Source organism: Acidovorax soli, from assembly GCF_900107605.1.
GTDB classification, from domain to species: domain Bacteria; phylum Pseudomonadota; class Gammaproteobacteria; order Burkholderiales; family Burkholderiaceae_C; genus Acidovorax; species Acidovorax soli.
Genome location: NZ_FNQJ01000010.1, coordinates 1 through 19,039, shown reverse-complemented (window position 1 = coordinate 19,039; position 19,039 = coordinate 1). Strand labels below are relative to the sequence as shown.

20 protein-coding genes and 2 pseudogenes are annotated in these 19,039 nt (G+C 58.9%); 14 read left to right on the top strand and 8 right to left on the bottom strand.

The window, feature by feature from the left end; genetic code table 11:
- The first annotated feature begins 140 nt into the window (after positions 1-140).
- The 4 genes from BLW02_RS09070 to BLW02_RS09055 all read left to right on the top strand — a co-directional run bounded on the left by BLW02_RS09070 (position 141) and on the right by BLW02_RS09055 (position 6,058).
- Positions 141-3,056, top strand: coding sequence for a Tn3 family transposase (locus tag BLW02_RS09070; protein WP_087748587.1), 2,916 nt, complete (start codon positions 141-143; stop codon positions 3,054-3,056).
- Positions 3,057-3,269: 213 nt separating this feature from the next.
- Entirely contained in the window at positions 3,270-3,956 is a 687-nt protein-coding gene (locus BLW02_RS09065) for a heavy metal response regulator transcription factor (protein WP_024815511.1), read from the top strand.
- Complete coding sequence (locus BLW02_RS09060; protein WP_092698002.1) at positions 3,953-5,287, top strand: heavy metal sensor histidine kinase; 1,335 nt, start codon at positions 3,953-3,955, stop codon at positions 5,285-5,287. Before BLW02_RS09065 ends, BLW02_RS09060 begins: the two co-directional genes overlap by 4 nt.
- A gap of 420 nt (positions 5,288-5,707) precedes the next feature.
- Positions 5,708-6,058 (top strand): DUF4148 domain-containing protein, encoded by a 351-nt coding sequence (locus BLW02_RS09055; RefSeq protein ID WP_092698001.1) that lies wholly within the window; start codon positions 5,708-5,710, stop codon positions 6,056-6,058.
- Positions 6,059-6,125: 67 nt separating this feature from the next.
- Here BLW02_RS09055 and BLW02_RS09050 read toward each other — a convergent pair.
- Positions 6,126-6,254 (bottom strand): annotated as a pseudogene (locus BLW02_RS09050) (DUF3363 domain-containing protein); the annotation flags it as partial.
- A 61-nt stretch (positions 6,255-6,315) separates the two neighbouring features.
- Positions 6,316-7,191, bottom strand: a pseudogene (locus tag BLW02_RS09045) (IS3 family transposase); the annotation flags it as partial.
- Between the two features lie 112 nt (positions 7,192-7,303).
- Between BLW02_RS09045 and istA the strand changes: the two are divergent.
- From istA to BLW02_RS09010, 7 genes are all read left to right on the top strand, one after another.
- Positions 7,304-8,818, top strand: a complete 1,515-nt coding sequence (istA, locus tag BLW02_RS09040; RefSeq protein WP_092698000.1) for an IS21 family transposase — start codon at positions 7,304-7,306, stop codon at positions 8,816-8,818.
- Positions 8,808-9,641: an IS21-like element helper ATPase IstB gene (istB, locus tag BLW02_RS09035; protein ID WP_092697999.1), complete on the top strand. Its 834-nt coding sequence runs from the start codon at positions 8,808-8,810 to the stop codon at positions 9,639-9,641. The genes istA and istB overlap by 11 nt, the downstream gene beginning before the upstream one ends.
- A gap of 45 nt (positions 9,642-9,686) precedes the next feature.
- Positions 9,687-10,235, top strand: coding sequence for a transposase (locus tag BLW02_RS09030; protein ID WP_082759168.1), 549 nt, complete (start codon positions 9,687-9,689; stop codon positions 10,233-10,235).
- Positions 10,232-10,564 (top strand): IS66 family insertion sequence element accessory protein TnpB, encoded by a 333-nt coding sequence (gene tnpB / locus BLW02_RS09025; RefSeq protein WP_066787319.1) that lies wholly within the window; start codon positions 10,232-10,234, stop codon positions 10,562-10,564. The genes BLW02_RS09030 and tnpB overlap by 4 nt, the downstream gene beginning before the upstream one ends.
- A 71-nt stretch (positions 10,565-10,635) precedes the next feature.
- Positions 10,636-12,144, top strand: a complete 1,509-nt coding sequence (gene tnpC, locus BLW02_RS09020) for an IS66 family transposase (RefSeq protein ID WP_205904826.1) — start codon at positions 10,636-10,638, stop codon at positions 12,142-12,144.
- A gap of 74 nt (positions 12,145-12,218) precedes the next feature.
- Entirely contained in the window at positions 12,219-13,280 is a 1,062-nt protein-coding gene (locus tag BLW02_RS09015) for an IS630 family transposase (protein ID WP_139285342.1), read from the top strand.
- Positions 13,281-13,488: 208 nt separating this feature from the next.
- On the top strand, positions 13,489-13,791 hold the full coding sequence (locus BLW02_RS09010; protein ID WP_085942554.1) for a helix-turn-helix domain-containing protein: 303 nt from the start codon (positions 13,489-13,491) through the stop codon (positions 13,789-13,791).
- Here the strand turns inward: BLW02_RS09010 and BLW02_RS09005 are convergent.
- On the bottom strand, positions 13,788-14,228 hold the full coding sequence (locus BLW02_RS09005) for a hypothetical protein (protein WP_092697998.1): 441 nt from the start codon (positions 14,226-14,228) through the stop codon (positions 13,788-13,790). The genes BLW02_RS09010 and BLW02_RS09005 overlap by 4 nt on opposite strands.
- Before the next feature lie 259 nt (positions 14,229-14,487).
- Between BLW02_RS09005 and BLW02_RS20185 the strand changes: the two genes are divergently transcribed.
- The 3 genes from BLW02_RS20185 to BLW02_RS08990 all read left to right on the top strand — a co-directional run bounded on the left by BLW02_RS20185 (position 14,488) and on the right by BLW02_RS08990 (position 16,065).
- Entirely contained in the window at positions 14,488-14,844 is a 357-nt protein-coding gene (locus tag BLW02_RS20185; RefSeq protein ID WP_280140372.1) for a helix-turn-helix domain-containing protein, read from the top strand.
- A 125-nt stretch (positions 14,845-14,969) separates the two neighbouring features.
- Positions 14,970-15,644: a hypothetical protein gene (locus BLW02_RS08995; RefSeq protein ID WP_244273655.1), complete on the top strand. Its 675-nt coding sequence runs from the start codon at positions 14,970-14,972 to the stop codon at positions 15,642-15,644.
- Between the two features lie 49 nt (positions 15,645-15,693).
- Positions 15,694-16,065, top strand: a complete 372-nt coding sequence (locus BLW02_RS08990) for a hypothetical protein (RefSeq protein WP_244273654.1) — start codon at positions 15,694-15,696, stop codon at positions 16,063-16,065.
- A 40-nt stretch (positions 16,066-16,105) separates the two neighbouring features.
- Here the strand turns inward: BLW02_RS08990 and BLW02_RS08985 are convergent, their stop codons facing one another.
- The 5 genes from BLW02_RS08985 to BLW02_RS08970 form a co-directional block, all read right to left on the bottom strand.
- A complete protein-coding gene (locus BLW02_RS08985; protein WP_244273653.1) occupies positions 16,106-16,471 on the bottom strand; it encodes an antitoxin Xre/MbcA/ParS toxin-binding domain-containing protein in 366 nt (121 codons plus the stop codon).
- Between the two features lie 513 nt (positions 16,472-16,984).
- Positions 16,985-17,431 (bottom strand): HAD domain-containing protein, encoded by a 447-nt coding sequence (locus BLW02_RS08980; RefSeq protein ID WP_024815603.1) that lies wholly within the window; start codon positions 17,429-17,431, stop codon positions 16,985-16,987.
- A 52-nt stretch (positions 17,432-17,483) separates the two neighbouring features.
- On the bottom strand, positions 17,484-17,741 hold the full coding sequence (locus tag BLW02_RS19605; protein WP_008905898.1) for a hypothetical protein: 258 nt from the start codon (positions 17,739-17,741) through the stop codon (positions 17,484-17,486).
- 81 nt (positions 17,742-17,822) lie between these two features.
- Positions 17,823-18,617: a DNA/RNA non-specific endonuclease gene (locus BLW02_RS08975; RefSeq protein ID WP_081739433.1), complete on the bottom strand. Its 795-nt coding sequence runs from the start codon at positions 18,615-18,617 to the stop codon at positions 17,823-17,825.
- A gap of 73 nt (positions 18,618-18,690) precedes the next feature.
- Positions 18,691-18,936: an SOS response-associated peptidase family protein gene (locus BLW02_RS08970; RefSeq protein WP_092697993.1), complete on the bottom strand. Its 246-nt coding sequence runs from the start codon at positions 18,934-18,936 to the stop codon at positions 18,691-18,693.
- Positions 18,937-19,039 lie beyond the last annotated feature (103 nt).

Below are 19,039 nucleotides of genomic sequence, written 5' to 3'. Positions count from 1 at the left end.
CCCCTCGTTTTCAGTGCAATAACTGGCGGTACGCAAACCCAGCACTGGCGCGGGGGTGGTGTTGGTAGATCGTTGATTCTGTTGGCTTTCCTGTTCACTTCTCAAACGGGTATCGTGGCCTCCCACTAATGGGGTTCACGATGCAGGACTGGCAAACGACGTTTTTGGGGATGCGTGAGCTGCCCCGCGATATCAGTGACTTCGAGATGAAGGCGTTTTTCACCTTCGATGGTGCAGAGCGCGAGGCAATCAATGCGCGCCGGGGTGACGCCCACAAGCTCGGTCTGGCGCTGCATATCGGGTTTTTGCGCATGAGTGGCCGCCTGCTGTATGCCTTTCGGGTGGTTCCCGTCGCCCTGTGGCGCCACTTGAGCGAGGAACTTGGCATTGCCACCCCTGATGTGGCTTCGCTGCGCACGCTGTACGGGCGGGAGAAGACACTGTTCGATCACCAGCAAGTAGCGTGCACGGCCCTTGGTTTTCGGTGGATGAGCGAGCACCAACGCCGCTCCCTGGTGCGTGAACTGCGGGACGAAGTGGCCCGTTGCGCCGACCGCGATCAACTGCTCGGGAGGGCCCGCCAATGGCTGTACAAGAATAAGCTGGTGATCGTGCACGAGCGGGCCATCCGGACTTTGATTGCGAGCGCACTCACCCAGCTCGAAGCGGAGACAGGTGCTGCAATCGCCGCCAGCGTCGATCCGGCAACCCTTGATCGGTGGCGAACCTCGGTTGCAGAGCTGCGCCCAGATGGACAAACCCAACAAAGCTGGCTGTGGTCGGCGCCGGCCAAGCACTCAACCCGCCAAATCAGCGAGGTACTTGAACGCATCGATCTGCTGTACGAGCTGGACGTTCATAAACACCTGACCGACATCCCCGATCTCATCTTGCGCCGTTACGCGCGCCGACTAGTCTCTCGGCCGCCGTCTGCCGGCGCCAAGATCAAGGAACCCGCGCGCACCGTGGAGGTCGCCTGCTTTCTGCGGTATTGCCTGTTCACCACCACGGACCAGTTGATTTTGATGGTGCAGCGCCGGATTGCCGATCTGTGGCGCCAGACCGCTGCCGAGGTCCCCGCCACCGTCAACTGGGCGGCGATGTACAAAACGCTACTGGCCGAACTCGTGGCCTTGAGCGCCCAGGGCGCTGTGCCGGACGCCGAGCTGCGCGCACGGCTTGAAGCCTTGGTCATCGAAACCCAGAAACGCAAGCCACCCAGTCGGGCCTCCCTTGTGCGCGAAGGATTGATTGATGTCATTCGCCCCGTACGCTCACTGCTTGTGGCAATTGCAAAGCTTCCATGGCAAGCCACCGGAGAGCATCCCACCATCGACGCCCTGACGAAATTGAGCGCCTATTACGCCAGTAACATCAGAAAGTTGCCGGATGGCGTTGTCGCGCCAGGCCTGGGGAAGGTCTGGCAAGCCGCCATATCCAGCCCAGACCGGGAACGGGCGTTTCGGGCATTGGAGGTTGCCACCTTGTTTGCCCTGCGCCGCGCGGTGCGCAATGGATCGGTCTGGATCGAGCACAGCTTGAGTTTTAGGGGCCGTGCACGCCTGTTCTTCACGGACGAACGTTGGAAGGACGAGTCCAAGAAGCACTATGCCCGTCTGTCGCTGCCCGGCAAGGCGGCCACCTTTCTGAAGCCATTGTTGGCCAAGGTAACTGCAGGTGTCGATGCTGTGGCTGCGGCGGCACGCAGTGGCGTACTGCGCGTCGACGATGAACTCCACCTCTCAGTTTTACCCGCCGAAGACGAAGACCCCGAAGTCACCAAGCTACGGGCGGCTTTGGATCACCGCATCGGCGAAGTGCAATTGCCTGAAGTGATTCTGGCCGTTGACGCCCAGGTGCGCTTCAGCTGGATCATGCTCGGCCGTGAACCACGGTCAACAGCGGAACTGCTGATGGTCTATGCCGGCATCATGGCCCACGGCACCAGTCTGACAGCCATCGAATGCGCGCGCATGATTCCGCAGTTGTCTGCCACCAGCATCCGCCAGGCCATGCGCTGGGCACGGGACGAACGCCGTCTGAGTCAGGCTTGCCAGGCGGTGCTGGAGTTTATGCAACGCCACCCGATCGCCACCACTTGGGGCCGTTCAGACCTGGCGTCTTCTGACATGATGAGCATGGAGACAACCAAGCGGGTATGGCAGGCCCGGCTTGATCCCCGGCGCAACACGCCCTCCATTGGCATCTACTCCCATGTACGCGACCGCTGGGGAATCTTTCACGCACAGCCCTTCGTGCTCAATGAGCGCCAAGCTGGCGTGGCCATTGAAGGCGTCATACGTCAGGAACGCCTTGAAACCAGCCAACTGGCGGTGGACACCCACGGCTACACCGATTTTGCGATGGCACTGGCCCGGTTGTTGGGCTTTGATCTTTGCCCGCGGTTGAAGGAATTGAAACAACGCCACCTGTTCGTGCCTCGCGGCGCCAAGGTGCCAGCCGAAATAGCTGCGGTGTGCGAGGCCAATGTTGACGTTGCCCTGATCGAAAAGCATTGGGACAGCCTGGTGCATCTGGCGGCTTCGGTCATGAGTGGTCACGCCAGTGCGGTGGCAGCACTGGCGCGGTTTGGCTCTGCTGCCCAGGGTGACCCCATCTATGACGCTGGCGTGCAATTGGGACGTTTGCTGCGAACCGCGTTCCTTGCCGACTACTTTGTTAAGGACGCTTTCAGGAATGAATTGCGCCGGGTGCTCAACCGGGGGGAGGCGGTCAACGCCCTCAAGCGCGCCATTTACACCGGCCGGATCAGCCCGGCACAGGCCAAACGTGTGGACGAAATGCAGGCTGTGGCCGACGCGTTGAGTCTGCTGGCCAACATCGTCATGGCGTGGAACACGTCACAAATGCAGGCTGTTCTGGATCGCTGGTCGAACCGCCGCCAGGCCATTCCGCCGGAACTGATCGGAAAAATTGCTCCCACCAGGCTGGAAAGCATCAACCTGCGAGGCGTGTTCCGCTTTCCTGTTGACCGTTATGCCGACCAAATCCTGCCCTCGCGGCAGGGAGCACCGATAACTGGCACCAACGGATGAAACCGATCACGGTTTGACGCCACGAATCCCGGATTTGAAGGTGAACAGGAAAGCCAACAGAATCAACGATCTACCAACACCACCCCCGCGCCAGTGCTGGGTTTGCGTACCGCCAGTTATTGCACTGAAAACGAGGGGACCCCGACAAGGCGCCAACAGCCAAATGACAAATTCGTAATCTACGAGTTCCCCTCATTCTTCGAAAATGGATCCATGAAAATTCTTCTCATTGAAGACGAGGTCAAACTCGCCGAGTACCTTCGCAAGGGCCTCGGCGAGGTTGGCTACGTGGTGGACGTAGCCCACAACGGCGTGGATGGTTTGCACATGGCGCTCGAAGGCGCGCACGACCTGCTGGTGCTGGACGCGATGCTCCCGGGGATCGATGGCTTCAGCCTCCTCTCCGCTTTTCGGAAATCCAGACAGACACCCGTCTTGATGCTGACGGCCCGGATCAGCGTTGAGGACCGGGTGCTGGGACTACAAACAGGTGCGGACGATTACCTGGTAAAACCCTTCGCGTTTTCGGAACTGAACGCACGTATTCAGGTGCTGCTCAGGCGTACCCATGGAGCGCACGATGCGGTAGAGCCTACACAACTGCGCCTTTCCGATCTCGAACTCGACCTAGTGCGGCGCAAGGCATCCCGCGGCGGTCAGCGGCTGGATCTGACTGCCAAGGAGTTTCTGCTACTCACGCTCTTTCTGCGAAGGAAAAGCGAAGTGTTGTCTCGCACCGAGATTGCTGAGCAGGTGTGGGACATGCACTTCGACAGCGAAACCAACGTAGTGGAGGTCGCAATTCGTCGCTTGCGAGGCAAAATAGATAAGCCCTTTAACACTGCGCTGCTTCACACTATCCGGGGTATGGGCTACATCATGGAAGAACGCAACGGATGAAGGTATTGGACCAACATCGCTCGTTGCGTCAGCGGCTATCCTGGTGGCTGGCGCTGCAGAGTTTTGCCGGATTGGGGTTGGTCTGTCTGGCCGTCTACCTAGTGACGGAGTTCAACTTTCGCGACCGCCAAGAGGAAACGCTGGCGCAAAAGGAGAACGTCATCCGGCATCTTCTGGCGGGTGGCAAGGAGCACCGAGATGCGGAGGACCTTACTCACAAGCTCGACGACTTTCTGGTAGGGCACGGAGATCTTTCACTTGAAGTATTGCAGTCCGACGGAGTCGTGCTTTTCATACACACTCGGAATCAGAACGCGCATACGGTGCTGCGCCATCGGCAATTCGAGGTAGAGCGAGTCGATGGCTTGGCGTCAAGGGTATTGCGCGTGCAACTGTCGCTGGACATACAAACTGACAACCAATTGCTGCATCGGCTCGCAGTCACTTTGCTCGTAGCTGCGATCGGAGGCGCGATCGTGGTTTCGCTTGGGGGGGTTTCTCTGGTCAACCTCGGGCTGGCGCCGGTGCGAAGGCTGGCCAGTCAAACACGCGCACTGTCTGCGGGCAGCCTGCATCAGCGGCTCGATGGCGGGGAGCAACCCCTTGAACTCGTGCCACTGATCGACCAGTTCAATGCGCTTCTGGCACGCATAGAGAAGGCATATTCGCAGATGGGGGGCTTCAACGCAGATGTGGCGCACGAGTTGTGCACGCCGTTGGCCACGCTGATTGCCAACAATGAACTGGCACTCAGGCACCTCCACCAAGCTGACATGCAGGAGGTCATTGCATCTAATCTAGAGGAACTGCATCGCCTGACCGGCATCGTCAAGGACATGTTGTTTCTGTCCCAGGCGGATCGAGGCGTGGGTGCACGCCGCGCACCAGTACCAAGCCTTGCGTCTGTAGCTGCAGACGTGTTGGACTACCACGAGGCGTCTCTGGCCGAGGCAAGACTCACGGCCGAAGTGGTTGGTGACGCGCAAGGTGCCTTCGACTCACCACTGCTGCGTCGTGCGTTGTCAAACTTGCTGGGAAACGCCACGCAGTACGCGAGAGAGGGTTCGATCGTTCAGGTTGGTTTCAAGACCATTGGCGAGGACCGCGTGCTCATCACCGTCACCAATTGCGGCGATACCATTGATCCGGAAATACTTCCCCATTTTTTCGATCGATTCTTTCGCGCCGATCCCGCTCGCAGCCATGGGCAAAGCAACCATGGCCTAGGCTTGGCCATCGTCGGTGCGATCGCCCGCATGCACCATGGCAAGCCAGTCGCATGGTCAGAGTGCGGGGTGACAAGTGTGGGAGTGGAGATCCGCGCCCAGTAATGTCGGTTATAGAGTGGCATCTCGTGATGCAATGGATCAGGACGTCAAGAAGTCTGTCATATGGCGAGAGCGTTAGATGGCGGGGTTGAGCCTCGGATGCTGCTCCTCCCACCAGAGGAACAAAACGGCACCAGATATCAGCATCGCAACGATGACAAACCAGAAGGCACTTTCGGCAGGTTCGCGCCGATCCGCTGGTGACTTCTGTCTACTCGTGTGGTCGGTCCTACATCCTCCGCATTGGCCCCCCCGCGCAGGTCCACCAAATCGCGCTCCAGTTCGCGCCGCTCCCTGACAAAAATATCATCGGGCTGTCTAGATTCTGTTGGGGTGCGCTCCCTACGATGAACACATCTCCTCAACGCCCAAGCAAGGCATGAGAGATGCAAGTTTTATTCACTATCGCTAGGAGCTTCAACCATGATCCAAAAACGCCTCTCCCTTTCTTCCATGATTGCCGCCGCGGCCGCAGTGGTTACCCTGGGCCTTCCAGGGATGGCTTCGGCAGCGTACGAGCATCCCGCCAACAACGAAAAGGGCTTCATCGTTCACCCGGAACATTTCAAGAGCGAGAAGACGCGAGAGCAAGTCATCGCAGAAACCAAGGCAGCTATGCAGCAAGGCCTCCTTTCTTACGGCGAAAGCAACTACCCTATCCGCACACCTGATGCGGCAGGTCCAGGCAAGACGCGTGAGCAAGTAGTCAACGAGTTGCGGAACGAGTCACCTGCCGAACGCGACGCGCGTCTGCGTCTCTACTACCCGGGTTGATTGCCCACGTTTGGGGTGCGGAAAATTGCTTGGAATCCATTCTGTGGGATTGTTGACGTCGGCCTGACTAACCTCGGGACAGCCCAGGCCGCCGTCCAATTTCCCATGACACCCCGCCGCCGCGCACCGTCGCGGCGAGCTGCTGTCCCAGCCGCTGCTCGATCACTGGCTTCCACGGCACCAGGCTGAATCCCATGCATGTTGCCGCCGACCGAAAATTGACAGTCTGGGGGTGCGGATAAAAACTTGGACTGGTTTTATGCCGCAAGTCCAAGGCTCTCCCGGTATTCGATGGGGCTAAGAGCGCCAAGGGAGATCTTGATCCGCTTCTCGTTGTACCAGCGGATGTACGAGTCGACCACCTCAATGAACTGCTCAATGGTGACGCTCTTCCAGTCCCGAGGATAGAACAGCTCGTTCTTCAGCCGACCGAAGAATCCTTCGCAGGCTGCGTTGTCAGGAGAGCAGGCCTTGCGAGACATCGAGCGGGTGAGGTTCGCCTCGCTCATTCTCGATAGCCAGCCTGGCCAACGGTAGTGGCCCCCGCGGTCGGAGTGGACTACTGGTCGGTCGCTGGTTTCCGTCACTGTCTCGATGGCTGCATCCAGCATTGTGTTGACCAGCTCAGCGTCCGGGCTCGTGCCAATGGTCCAGCTGACAACCATGCCGTCGAAGCAATCGATGATCGGCGACAGGTAGACCTTGCCCGCCGGGATCTGGAACTCCGTGATATCCGTGAGCCATTTCTCATTGGGGGCCGCGGCCTGGAAGTCGCGGTTGATGATGTTCTCCGGTGCCGGGCTGATCTCGCCAAGGTAAGACGCGTACCTGCGCCGCTTGGGCTTGGCAACCACCAGGCTCTCCTGCTTCATCAGGCGCTGCACCACTTTCTCGGAGATTGTGACGTCTTGCCTGGTCAGCGAGGCCTGCAGCCTGCGGTAGCCGTAGCAGCGGTGGTTCGACTCAAAGATGTCGGTGATCGCTCGCCGCGCTGAGAGGTACTTATCGCCCACCGCAGCGCGAGCCCGATGGTAGAAGTACGAGCTACGCGCGAGACCCAACTGTGCAAGGAGTTCTGGCAAGCCATAGTGCTCCCTGAGAGCGTCAATCAGCAGTGTCTTCTCCCGGTTTGTTGATTCCAAATGAAATCTGGGCCAAAAAAATAGGAATTCCAGTCGGAAACTGAGCCACGTTATCCACAATCCTTGCTTCATTTTTAAGCAGGGGTACATAGGAGTGATAGACGTGGGAACCCTCAGCAAACTCAGGCGCATGGTGTTACGTGAGAACGTATCCGTGCGTGAAGCGGCCAGGCGGCTGCGCATTTCCAGAAACACGGCAGCCAAGTGGTTGAATGAGCCACAGATGGTGGAACCACGCTACCCGCGGCGTGCCCCGGCGCCAAGCCTGCTGGATCCGTACCGGGAGCAATTGGCAAGCTGGCTCAAGACCGACAGTTACCGTGGCAAGCGTGAGCGCCGCAGTGTGCGGGCGTACTTCGAGGCCATCCGGGCCATGGGCTTTACGGGAAGCAAGAATCTGGTCTACGGCTTTTGCAGCAACTGGAAACAGGAGCAGGCGAACGCCCCGCGCAATGCCGGGTTTGTGCCGCTGAGCTTTGAGCTCGGTGAGGCATTCCAGTTTGACTGGAGCTGTGAATACGTGGTGATTGCTGGCTTGCGCCGGCGCCTGGAAGTGGCCCACACCAAGCTGGCGGCCAGTCGGGCATTCGTACTGGTGGCGTACTTCACCCAATCCCACGAAATGCTGTTTGACGCGCACACCAAGGCCTTTGAAGTGTTTGGTGGTGTTCCCAAGCGTGGCATCTACGACAACATGCGCACGGCCGTGGACAAGGTGGGCAAAGGCAAGGAGCGTAGCGTCAATGCCCGGTTTGAATCAATGACGGGGCACTACCTGTTCGAGGCCGAGTTCTGCAACCGCGCAGCGGGTTGGGAGAAGGGGCGTGTGGAGAAGAATGTCCAGGACCGGCGCCGCCACATCTGGCGGGAAGCTGCCGAGAAACGCTGGAATAGTCTTGCAGAACTCAATGCCTGGTTGCTGCGGGCCTGCCAGGACAGTTGGGCAGAACTTAGCCACCCGGACTGGCCGGAACTCACGGTGGCCGACGTCATGCAGGATGAGCGTAGCCGCCTGATGGCTTTGCCCAAAGCATTTGATGGCTACGTGGAGCAGCCCTTACGCGTAACCTCCACGGCACTGATTCACTTCCAGCGCAACCGCTACAGCGTGCCATGCGAATGGGTGAACACTGTCGTGAGTGTGCGGGCCTATCCAGAATTTCTGCGTGTGGTGGACAACCACGGTGAGGTGGTCGATCTAGTGCGCAGCTTCGAGCGTGACCAGACCTTTTATGACTGGCAGCACTACATCAGCCTGATTGAGCGCAAGCCCGGAGCGCTGCGCAACGGCGCCCCCTTCAAGACCATGCCCGAGCCTCTTCAGGAGTTGCAACGGCAGTTGCTCAAGAATGCGGGAGGGGACCGCGTGATGGCGCAGGTGCTCAGTGCCATCCCACTGCATGGCCTGGACACTGTTATGGTGGCCATCGAGATTGCTCTGGAAGGAGGACGTGCGAGCGCCGAACATGTCATCAACACGCTGGCCCGGCTCAAGGATGGCGCACGCCCGTTGGCAGTGCTTCAAATTGATACGCCGCTGACATTGCAGACACCGCCCCTGGCCAACGTCTCGCGTTACGACAGTCTGCGCACCCAGGAGGTCAGCCATGTCCAATGACATCGTTGCCGCTCTGAAGTCCTTAAGCTTGCATGGCATGGCCAGCGCATGGCCGGAGGTGCTGGGTACCGCACGCATCAAGACGCTGGACCATGAAACGGTGCTACACCAGTTGCTCAAGGCGGAATCTGCACAGCGTGAGGTGCGATCTATGGCCTACCAGATGCGGGTGGCGCGCTTCCAGTCGCATCGTGATCTGGCTGGGTTCGACTTCACCCAGGCCCATGTGGATGAGGCCTTGGTACACGAACTGCACCAGATGAAGTTCCTGGAGTCGGCGCACAACGTAGTGTTTATTGGCGGACCCGGTACTGGCAAGACACACCTGGCTACCAGTCTTGGGGTTGCAGCGATACGCAGCCATGGCAAGCGGGTGCGGTTCTTCTCCACGGTCGAGTTGGTCAACGCCCTAGAACTGGAGAAGGCGCAGGGGAAGTCAGGACAACTGGCCTACCGACTGATGTACGTGGACATGGTGATCCTGGATGAAATGGGCTATCTGCCATTCACGCAGTCCGGTGGTGCCCTGCTGTTCCATCTGCTGTCCAAACTCTACGAGCGAACTAGCGTGGTGATCACCACCAACCTGAGCTTCTCGGAATGGGCCAGCGTGTTTGGCGATGCAAAGATGACAACAGCACTACTGGATCGACTGACCCATCACTGCCACATCGTGGAGACTGGCAATGACAGTTGGAGGTTCAAGAATTCCATTGCGCAAGTCAAACCGGCACGCAAGGTTGGCAAGACAAAAACACAGAAAGGAGACGCGCCAGATGTAGACTTATCGTATCCGTCCGGCCAACCCATCTACCCCGAATGAGCAATTGCAAGCACCATCGTGTCCACGTAAACCATCGTGCACACCATGTCTCAAGAGATTCCCCATTCGCGCTCCTGTGTCCCCCGCACGCGCCGGGTCTACAGCGCGCAATTCAAGGCTGAACTGATCGCTGCGTGCCAGCAGCCCGGCGCATCAATTGCCGCCACAGCGCGTGAACATGGCATGAATGCCAACGTGCTGCATCGCTGGCTCAAGGAGCATCGTCTGGGCCAGCACCAGAGCGCCTGCGATACCGCGCATGCTGATGCGTCCGGCATCGCCCCACACTGCGCCGATGCAGCGGCTGAGCCAATGGCCAATGCACAGGCTGTTTGTGCCCCAGCGCATCAGGCTCATCCGGTGCCGTCCAACCCCGTGCCCGCCTTCATCGCGGTGGCGCTGGGCTCGCCGGTGATGGGGCCTCAGGCAGCGGGTGTACAAGCTGCCCCAAGTGCTGCATCGGCAGCTTGCTCATCAGACATCCGCATCGAGTGCTGTCATCACGGCACCCTCGTGACGGTCAATTGGCCGCTGGCCGCTGCTGGCGAGTGTTCCCGCGCATTGCAGGGTTTGTTGCAGGTGCTGCGGCAATGATCCGTATCGACGCTGCCTGGCTTGCCACGGCCCCGCTGGACATGCGCGCCGGCACCGACACGGCGCTGGCCCGCGTAGTCGCCGTCTTCGGCGCCGCCCACCCTCACCATGCCTACCTGTTCGCCAACAGACGCGCCAACCGCATCAAGGTGCTGGTGCACGACGGCATAGGCATCTGGCTGGCCGCTCGCCGCCTGCACCAGGGCAAGTTCGTCTGGCCGGCGCCAGGCGATGAGCAGTGGCAGTTGGAGCCTGTCCAGCTTGACGCCCTGGTGCTGGGCCTACCCTGGCAACGCATGGGAAACGCCGGCATTATCACCATGGTCTGAAGCCGGCGCGCAATCGGTGGATCTGCGCATGGCAGCGCAGTGCCATGCTTGGCACACTGCCTGTCATGTTGATGCAGCCGCAATTCCTGGATGATCTGAGCGCCGAGCAGCTGCGCGAGATGACCACGCGGCTGCTCACAGAACTACGCCACAGCCAGGCGCTCAACGCCAAGCTCACCCACGAGAATGCGCTCTTGAAACGCATGAAGTTCGCCGCACAGTCCGAGCGCTTCAACGCCGAGCAGCGCAGCTTGCTCGAAGACGAGATCGAGGCCGACTTGGCGGCTGTCTGCTTGGAGATCGAGCAGCTGCAGCCTGCGGCCGCTGCCCCGCAAGCCAAACAACAGCCCAAACGCCAGCCGCTGCCGGCCAATCTGCCGCGCCGCGAGATCCGCCACGAGCCCGATTCGACCACCTGCCAGTGCGGCTGTCAGATGAAACGCATCGGCGAAGACGTGGCCGAAAAGCTCGACTATGTGCCCGGCGTGTTCACGGTGGAGCGTCACATCCGTGGCAAGTGGGCCTGCGCCCAATGCGAGACCATCACCCAGGCGCCGGTTGAAGCGCATGTGATCGACAAAGGCATCCCCACCACCGGCCTGCTGGCCCAGGTGCTGGTGGCCAAATACGCGGACCACTTGCCGCTGTACCGTCAGGAAAGCATCTTTGCGCGCGCCGGTCTGGCCATTCCTCGCTCGACTCTGGCGCAGTGGGTAGGCACCTGCGGCGTGCGGCTGCAGCCGCTAGTCGATGCGCTCAAGGCGGAAATACTCGGCCACCGTGTGCTGCACGCCGACGAGACGCCAGTGCAAATGCTCAAACCTGGCAAGGGAGCGACGCATCGCGCCTACCTGTGGGCCTACGCGCCAGGGGCGTTCGAAGACATGAAAGCCGTGGTGTATGACTTCTGCGAGTCCAGGGCTGGCGAGCATGCCCGCAACTTCCTGGGCGACTGGAAGGGGGCACTGGTTTGCGACGACTTCGCCGGCTACAAGGCCCTGATTGCCAGTGGCGTGACCGAGGTGGGCTGCCTGGCGCATGCCCGGCGCAAACTCTTTGACCTCCATGCGGCGAACAAAAGCCAGCTTGCCGGGTTCGCGCTGGAGCAATTCGCCAAGGTCTATGACATCGAGCGCGAGGTCAAGGAACTGAACGCCGATCAACGCAAAGCCATTCGTCAGCAGCACACCAAGCCGATCCTGGATGCGTTGCACCAGTGGATGACATTGCAGCGGCAGAAACTGCCCGATAGCTCAGCAACGGCCAAGGCCCTGGATTACAGCCTCAGGCGCTGGACGGCGTTGACACGCTTCGTCGATGACGGGCAACTGCCCGTGGACAACAACTGGATCGAGAACCAGATCCGGCCCATTGCCATTGGCAGAGCCAATTGGCTGTTCGCCGGCAGCCTGCGCGCGGGCCAGCGGGCGGCGGCGGTGATGAGCCTGGTGCAGTCGGCGCGCATGAACGGGCATGACCCCTATGCCTACCTCCAGGACGTGCTCACAAGGCTGCCCACGCACAAGGCCAGCCGTATCGACGAGCTCTTGCCGCACCGCTGGCAGCCCACTGACATCTGATCGTCAGCAATGGTCGCCATCGGCGGTCAACATGGGTTTGCCGTGCGCTTACGAGCGGAAGACCAAAGACTCCATTGGTGTTGAGCGCAACGGAGCGAGAGCAACTGATTGCGTTGGCCAAGCGCCGTAAGACCGCGCAGGCCTTGGCCCTGCGCGCGCGCATCGTGCTCGCGTGCGCTGAGGGCCTGGACAACAAGGTGGTGGCAGCGCGCCAGCGGGTCACGCAGCAGACGGTTTCCAAGTGGCGGGGCCGTTTTGTTGAACTGCGCTTGGAGGGTTTGCTGGATGCGCCGCGCCCTGGCGCTCCGCGCACGATTGAAGATGAGCGCGTCGATGCAGTGATCGCCAAGACGCTGGAGTCTGTGCCAGTTGGCGCGACTCACTGGAGTAGCCGCACCATGGCCCGCGCAATGGGCATGTCACAGACGGCTGTGAGTCGAATCTGGCGGGCTTTCGGTTTGCAGCCGCACCGCCAGGAGACGTTCAAACTCTCCAGTGATCCGTTTTTTGTCGAAAAGGTCCGCGACATTGTCGGCCTGTACATGGACCCGCCACTCAAGGCGATGGTGTTGTGCGTGGATGAGAAGAGTCAAATACAGGCATTGGACCGCACACAGCCGATCTTGCCGCTGATGCCGGGCATCCCTGAGCGCAGAACCCACGACTACATGCGCCATGGAACGACGACGCTGTTTGCGGCACTGGACATTGCCACGGGCCAAGTGATTGGAGAGTTACACCGGCGCCATCGCAGCACGGAGTTTTTGCACTTCCTGCGCTCCATTGAAGCGAATGTGCCAGCCCAGTTGGATGTGCATTTGGTGATGGACAACTACGGCACGCACAAGACCCCTGCGGTCAAGGCATGGTTTGCAAGACATCCCAGGTTCCACGTGCACTTCACGCCAACCTCCGCCTCCTGGCTCAATCAGGTGGAGCGTTGGTTTGCAACCCTGACCGAGAAGTGCATCCGTCGCGGCACACACCGATCGACAAGACAGCTTGAGCAGGCAATCCACCAATACCTGGAGTTGAACAATTCACACCCCAAACCGTTCGCGTGGGTCAAGTCTGCCGATGACATCCTGGCGAGTATCGAGAGATTTTGTCTGCGAATTTCTAACTCAGGACACTAGCAGGCTGCTGAAATACTCCCCGCCGTCACTTCCCAGTTGACGGCTTACCAGGACAATTGAGGCAACAGATAGGACCGTCGGCAAGCATTCAATCTGTCTACTCCACACTGTCAAGATTCAATCGGCGCCAACATTTCAGGAGAAATTGAACACCAATGAGACTAGTTGGTCGTGGTCTTTTTAGTCCCATTGGGCGGAAATCGGGGAGATGTCTTCCCGAAAGCGTGTTCCACCCCAAGCCGACTTTGGTCGAGCGCTGCGACAATTGCGCGAGGCACGCGGTATGGTGCAGGAAGACATGCTGCTGGCCACCAGCCGCCGTCACATTAGCCGCATTGAGCAGGGTCACCAGGTTCCAAGTGTCCGCACCCTTGAGGTCTTGGCCGAGCAGATGCAGATCCATCCTTTGACTCTGATCGCCGTAGCCTACTGCCCGGAGTTGGATGCAACCTCAGTGAGTCAGCTGCTCAAAACCCTCAAAACAGACTTCAAAGACCTCGTTGCCGATTAGGCGTTGCAATCTGATTCCGCTTCCTCTTTGGCATGCTGAACCAGCATTTGAAGTCCCCGTATCAGTCCAGTGCCAATGGGTATGGCATCTTTGCGCTGCAGCATGCGGTTGACGATCTCGCGGTCAACGGCCGTGTTAAGTAAGCACAGTGCTTCGTGCAAAGTCTCTAGGCCGACCTCAAAGCCATCCCCTGATCGGTTGACTCCGGCCTTTGTGAGCAGCAACAAAGTCAGCGGCAGAGCTGCGCTCGGAGGTTCCCGGTCACCACCGTTCCAGCCATCACCAGAAAGAAGATCTCTGATTTGGTCTGACATAAGTACCAGGTGGTGGTCCTGGAGTGCATCGGGCAAGATGGCTTCCCAGCCCTGTGACGTGATCAGGCTCACCATGTCCTGTGCACCGAATTTTCCGAGAGTCGCTTTTTCTAATCGCAGCATTGGTCTTTATTCAAGTAACATGAGACTAATTGGTCCCATTTGGGACCTGGGCTGCGACGATATCTGAACGGGGCTGGCACTCCTCGTTTCTCATTGCCCCAGTATGCAAATGGAAACGAACTGGTTGCTCTATGGTGCCCGCTGAAGCAACTGGTTTGTTACCTCATTGGGTTCCCCCTTGAAGAACAGACTGGATCTCAATCGCTTGGCTGAGCTTGATAGGCAGCTTTGCGAGTTTGCGAAATTGCAGGGCCAAGGCATGCCGAGATGTGGCTGGACGAAGACACTAAGACTGGCTTTGGGCATGAGCTCTACCGCCCTTGGAGCACGCTCTGGAATGACAGGTCAAGGTGTTCGAAAGTTGGAGAAAGCTGAGGCGGATGGTGCGATAACGCTCAACACCCTCAGGCGTCTTGCTGAAGGGCTGGACTGCGAGGTTCGCTATGTATTTGTTCCTAGAACGAGCCTCGTAGAACAGGTCCTCCGTCGTACCCATGAGGTCACGGGCGCACCGATACCGTCACTACCCAAGATTGCTGCAGCGCTGACAGAGCCGCAGACGCTTGCCGCTCTGTCAACTGTATTCGCTCAAGTTAACAAGCGCGGTCTTTGGTAGTCATCGACTTCACAACTTACGTAAGTAACCATCCGATCCAGAAGAACAAACAGGTGTGCCCCTCGCAGGCCCTATCGAGAACCAGCGCATCAGAACAACCACTGCCCGCTGGACCAACGCCCCACATGAAAAATCCGCACTATGAGTATTTGGGAAGGCGCATGCGCGAATACCACCGCACGCACCAGTGGCACATGTCGGAGGGCGGTCTGTTCATTCCTCACGCCTACTGGAACATGGGGTCTGACAGCCTGTCGACCTGGGATGACGTTGGATTCATTCTCAATGGACGGCGCGTGATCGTCTGGTGGCAACACCCCAGACGGATTTATGGGGAAGCAATTTCCTCCATGGCATGGAAGGAAGCAGGAGATGGCCCTCGCGATGACTGGCTCTTCGAGGGAGGGACCAAGAACTACAAGATGGTTGGAAAGTCGAAAAGGCGTAAAAAGCTGTTCACCACCACCAGTCGCGCTCCCTCTGAAGCCCAGACGGAGCATTACGCAAAGCTTCAGGCAATTGAAGAACGGCTGACGCGGGATGGGATTGACTTGGAGGTCCGCCCGTCATGGAAATGGGAGCGTCTCAATTGGGCGATGGGCGTCAGCCTTGTGGCGCCGCTTGAAGTCCGAAATGAAAAGGAACTAGCGGAAGTGGCGCGCCTAGCCCGAGCGCTCATCTTGCAGAAAACCAGTTTGGCCGACGAGTTCCCCGGCTTTGTTTACGACAAAGCAAGCTGGCTTCGTGAGCAGGCGTTATTGACTCAGGCCCGTGACGCCAAAGCCTGGCGAGGCGCTTGAGTTGTCATGGGAGATACCCACTATACGAGGCAATTTGAAAGGAGTTGATATGACAACTGACCGCGCCAGGTATCCAGGCGTACCGGAAGATTTTCCAGTGAGTGCAATTACATCTGCCATTGGTGGAGCTCATCCAAAAATGAGCCTTGTTGAGGAAGATGGAAAGTTCTATGCACCGGGCACTGCGCCCTCAGAGGTCACTGCTGCTTTCCACATGTGTGACGATCTGGTCTCGCAGATGGTCCCGTACTGTCTGCGAAAGCTGGCGACCTTCGAAGGGGACCAGCAAGCAACCGTGAAGGCTGCATTAAAAGGTCTTGTGGCCAAGCGATGGTGCTCTGATGCGCAGTGCGTCTGGATCATGCGCAGAGTTGTTCGAGAACTGCAGTGGCCTGTGGGCGACAGTGCTTTGGAAATTTGAGCCCATGAGCTTGTCATCGTATGCCGTTAACAGGAAACAGCTAAATACCTTTTTGACTTTCTCGCTCTTGAACTGGCAAAGCCTCAATCTCGCTCATGAAGTCCGCACTGGCGCGGCTCCCCGATGACAACAGGATTGACATGACTTTGTCAAATCCAGCGGGGCTTCGCGCCACCTCCTCAGGGCAAGCTCCATCAAGCTGCGAGTTCGGCGCGGTCAGCCAATCCTGCACCTTTTTCCACGAGTGGAAGGCCACGAAAGCAGCGTGATCAAGCGCCATCAATCTCTCATAGTCCGGACTTCCAAATTCGCGGCCTACAGGTGGCGCATCCAGCCAAGCATTGTCCTCACTCGAATCAGGGAGTGAAAAATTCCTCCAGTGTTTCCGGGCTTGGTTTTTCGACATGGCCAATGTTACTTGTGGCGACGTTTTTTGTGCAATGCCAGCAGCTCGCTCATGGTGAATCGCCATTTGGGGGACAAGCGAGCCTGGAGGCTGGGCAAGGCCCGAGGCACAGCAGGGCGATCTCAAAACCATGCCCAGATGCGGCGCAACAATGCGGGAGCTGGTCTGGCAGGACGGAATACGTAACGGGCTGGTTTGTACATGGCCATATCTGTGCGAGATTTCACGATACTGTACAAAACATCAGTATTTTGCACAAGCCCGCCACTGTACCCCCAGGCACGTCGCCAAAGGCATCAGAATCTCCGCGCTAGCGTTCCCTGCACCGCCGGATTTAAGCCTGTACGGCCACGAGGTGATGATGCTCAGGAGGACATTCGCCGTGCACCGCTCATAACAGGAAAACTTCGGCTTGGCATCGTGGGCAGTAACTTGCGTCACTTCGGTTTCGTCACGAGCGGATTTCGCGGGGAGACTGTCTCAGGGGCCGCCCCACCATCACCGTGTGCGTCGTTACAGCCACTCTGCATCCAGAGGGATGGGTCCTACGTGGTTCAGCCACGCCGTGACCTCGTTCTGCACGTGCTGGCAGGAGATGCCAGTCGTGGGATCACAGGCAACAACCAGAAGCGGGAATTCAGCCAGAAATTCGTTGGGCTCATCGTCAATCACAAGGCCGCTATCAATCTCAGGGTGGGCACTCAGGTACGCGGTGATGGCCTGAAGCTTTTCTCCCGGCCCGACGATATCGATTTCAAGGGCACTCAGCCCGCTCAAAAATTCCCGAATCTCTTCATGTGGGTACGTGAGGCGCCAGCTGGAGTGAACCACGATGCGAACTGGGAGATGCGCGCTGAGAAGGGCCTTCAGATCAGAGAGCCATTCAAAGGGAAGACAGGCGCCAACAGGCCCACCTGCAGGGTGCAATACGCCATCAAAGTCGATGAAGATAGTCCTCATTGTTTCTTGCCTGTGTGGGTCCGTCTCGCGGGCGTCCACGCGAGTGAGACGTTCATCGCACTAACGGTTCGATGGATGCGAGCAGGCTCATGCGCCGTAGAACACGTCCTATTGGCATGCACGCATCGGCATCAGCTTGAATGGCGTAGATCTCTGCCGTCGTGAGCGGCCCGTCGTCCGGCGAATATGCCGGCAACTTCTCGTTCGCCAGCTTGGCAAGAGGCACGCGCGACTTGGATCGCGTGACACCTGCAGGGGTGCCCTGCAAATCAAACTGCAGCGACTGCTGAGGAGTTGACGGTCCCGTCATGTTGAACCTTCAATCGACATTGTGTTGGCGGAGCGGGGTGCCCCATTGTGAGCGTGACTCACAAGAGGAGTAAATCACTCCTCAGTTCAGTTGCGAAACCACAAGCCTTGGCAAGAACTCAACCCCCGTGCGCTTCACCAGCTCTTCGTAGGTGATGGGCCTGCCGACCCGCTCCCCCTCCCGGTTCTCCTGCCAATGCGCCCAGGCTCTGTTGTCGTGCTGGTCGTACACGAGCTTGAACAGGTAGGCTGGAACCCCGACCCCGTTGTTACCGATGCGGGGACTCTCCGGGGTGAACACCGGCCCGGTGATCACGAACACATCGCCCTTGGCCCGCCGGATATACCGGCGAGTGTCCTGCTCGATCTTGGCCCAGGCACCACCGTTGTGCTGGATGTCCTGCGGCACCATGTTGGCCAGGCTGAAGCTCTGGGCCATGGCTGTCGGCGTCGGCATGTCTCCTGCCGGGGCCATGTGGCCACGGGAGTAGCCCGAGCGCTTGTAGTCCTCCAGTTCTGCCCGCTCGCCACGGGGGAGGCGCGCGTCGGCAAAGAACTTGGTCGCTCTCTTCTCGTCGGCATCCTCAATGGTTTGGCGGTTCAGGCGCTGCGCCACATAGACCGGCGTCCTGGTCTCCCCGCTGTGCAAGATTGCAAACGCTTCGTAGCACAGCTCGCGCAGCTTGGGACTTGCCGGTATGGCGGGTGGTTTGCCATCCACGAAGAACTGGGGACATTGGGCAAATCGGGTCGGATGTCCTGATGCACTGTCCAGGGCTTCAAAGACGGGGAGCCGGGCATTGGCTGCGCTGGTTACGGTCAGTGCCAGGATTGCAGTCAGGCGCAACATGCGCGCCCACAGCGTGGTCTGTTTCATTTCAAACGGTTGGTTCATTGCTGAGTTGAGAGGGGGACAAGGTACTCCAAAGTCTCTTCAGGATCGCGTGGACCTATCCCGCCCGCAGGCCCCCAGCAGGAAAGGGCTGCAGGAACTCCATGCTGCGGGTCGCGGGTGCTTGCAGCCAGTCTTCGAACTGTTCCGGTTCCAGAATCACCACCATGCGCTTCTCATCCGTGGGTTTGTGGAACAAGTTCATCAAGGGATACTGGTCAGCGTTGATGGTCAGCATGGTGAAGCTGTGCACGGTCTCTCCACCCGGGGACTTCCACTTGTCCCACAGTCCGGCGATTCCCATAGGTTGGTTGGGTATTTCGGACCAACGTGACCGCTGGTTTCGGTATCGTGACCGAGGATTTCGGCCCATCGTGACCGACTCCGTTGTCGGTTCATCGTGACCG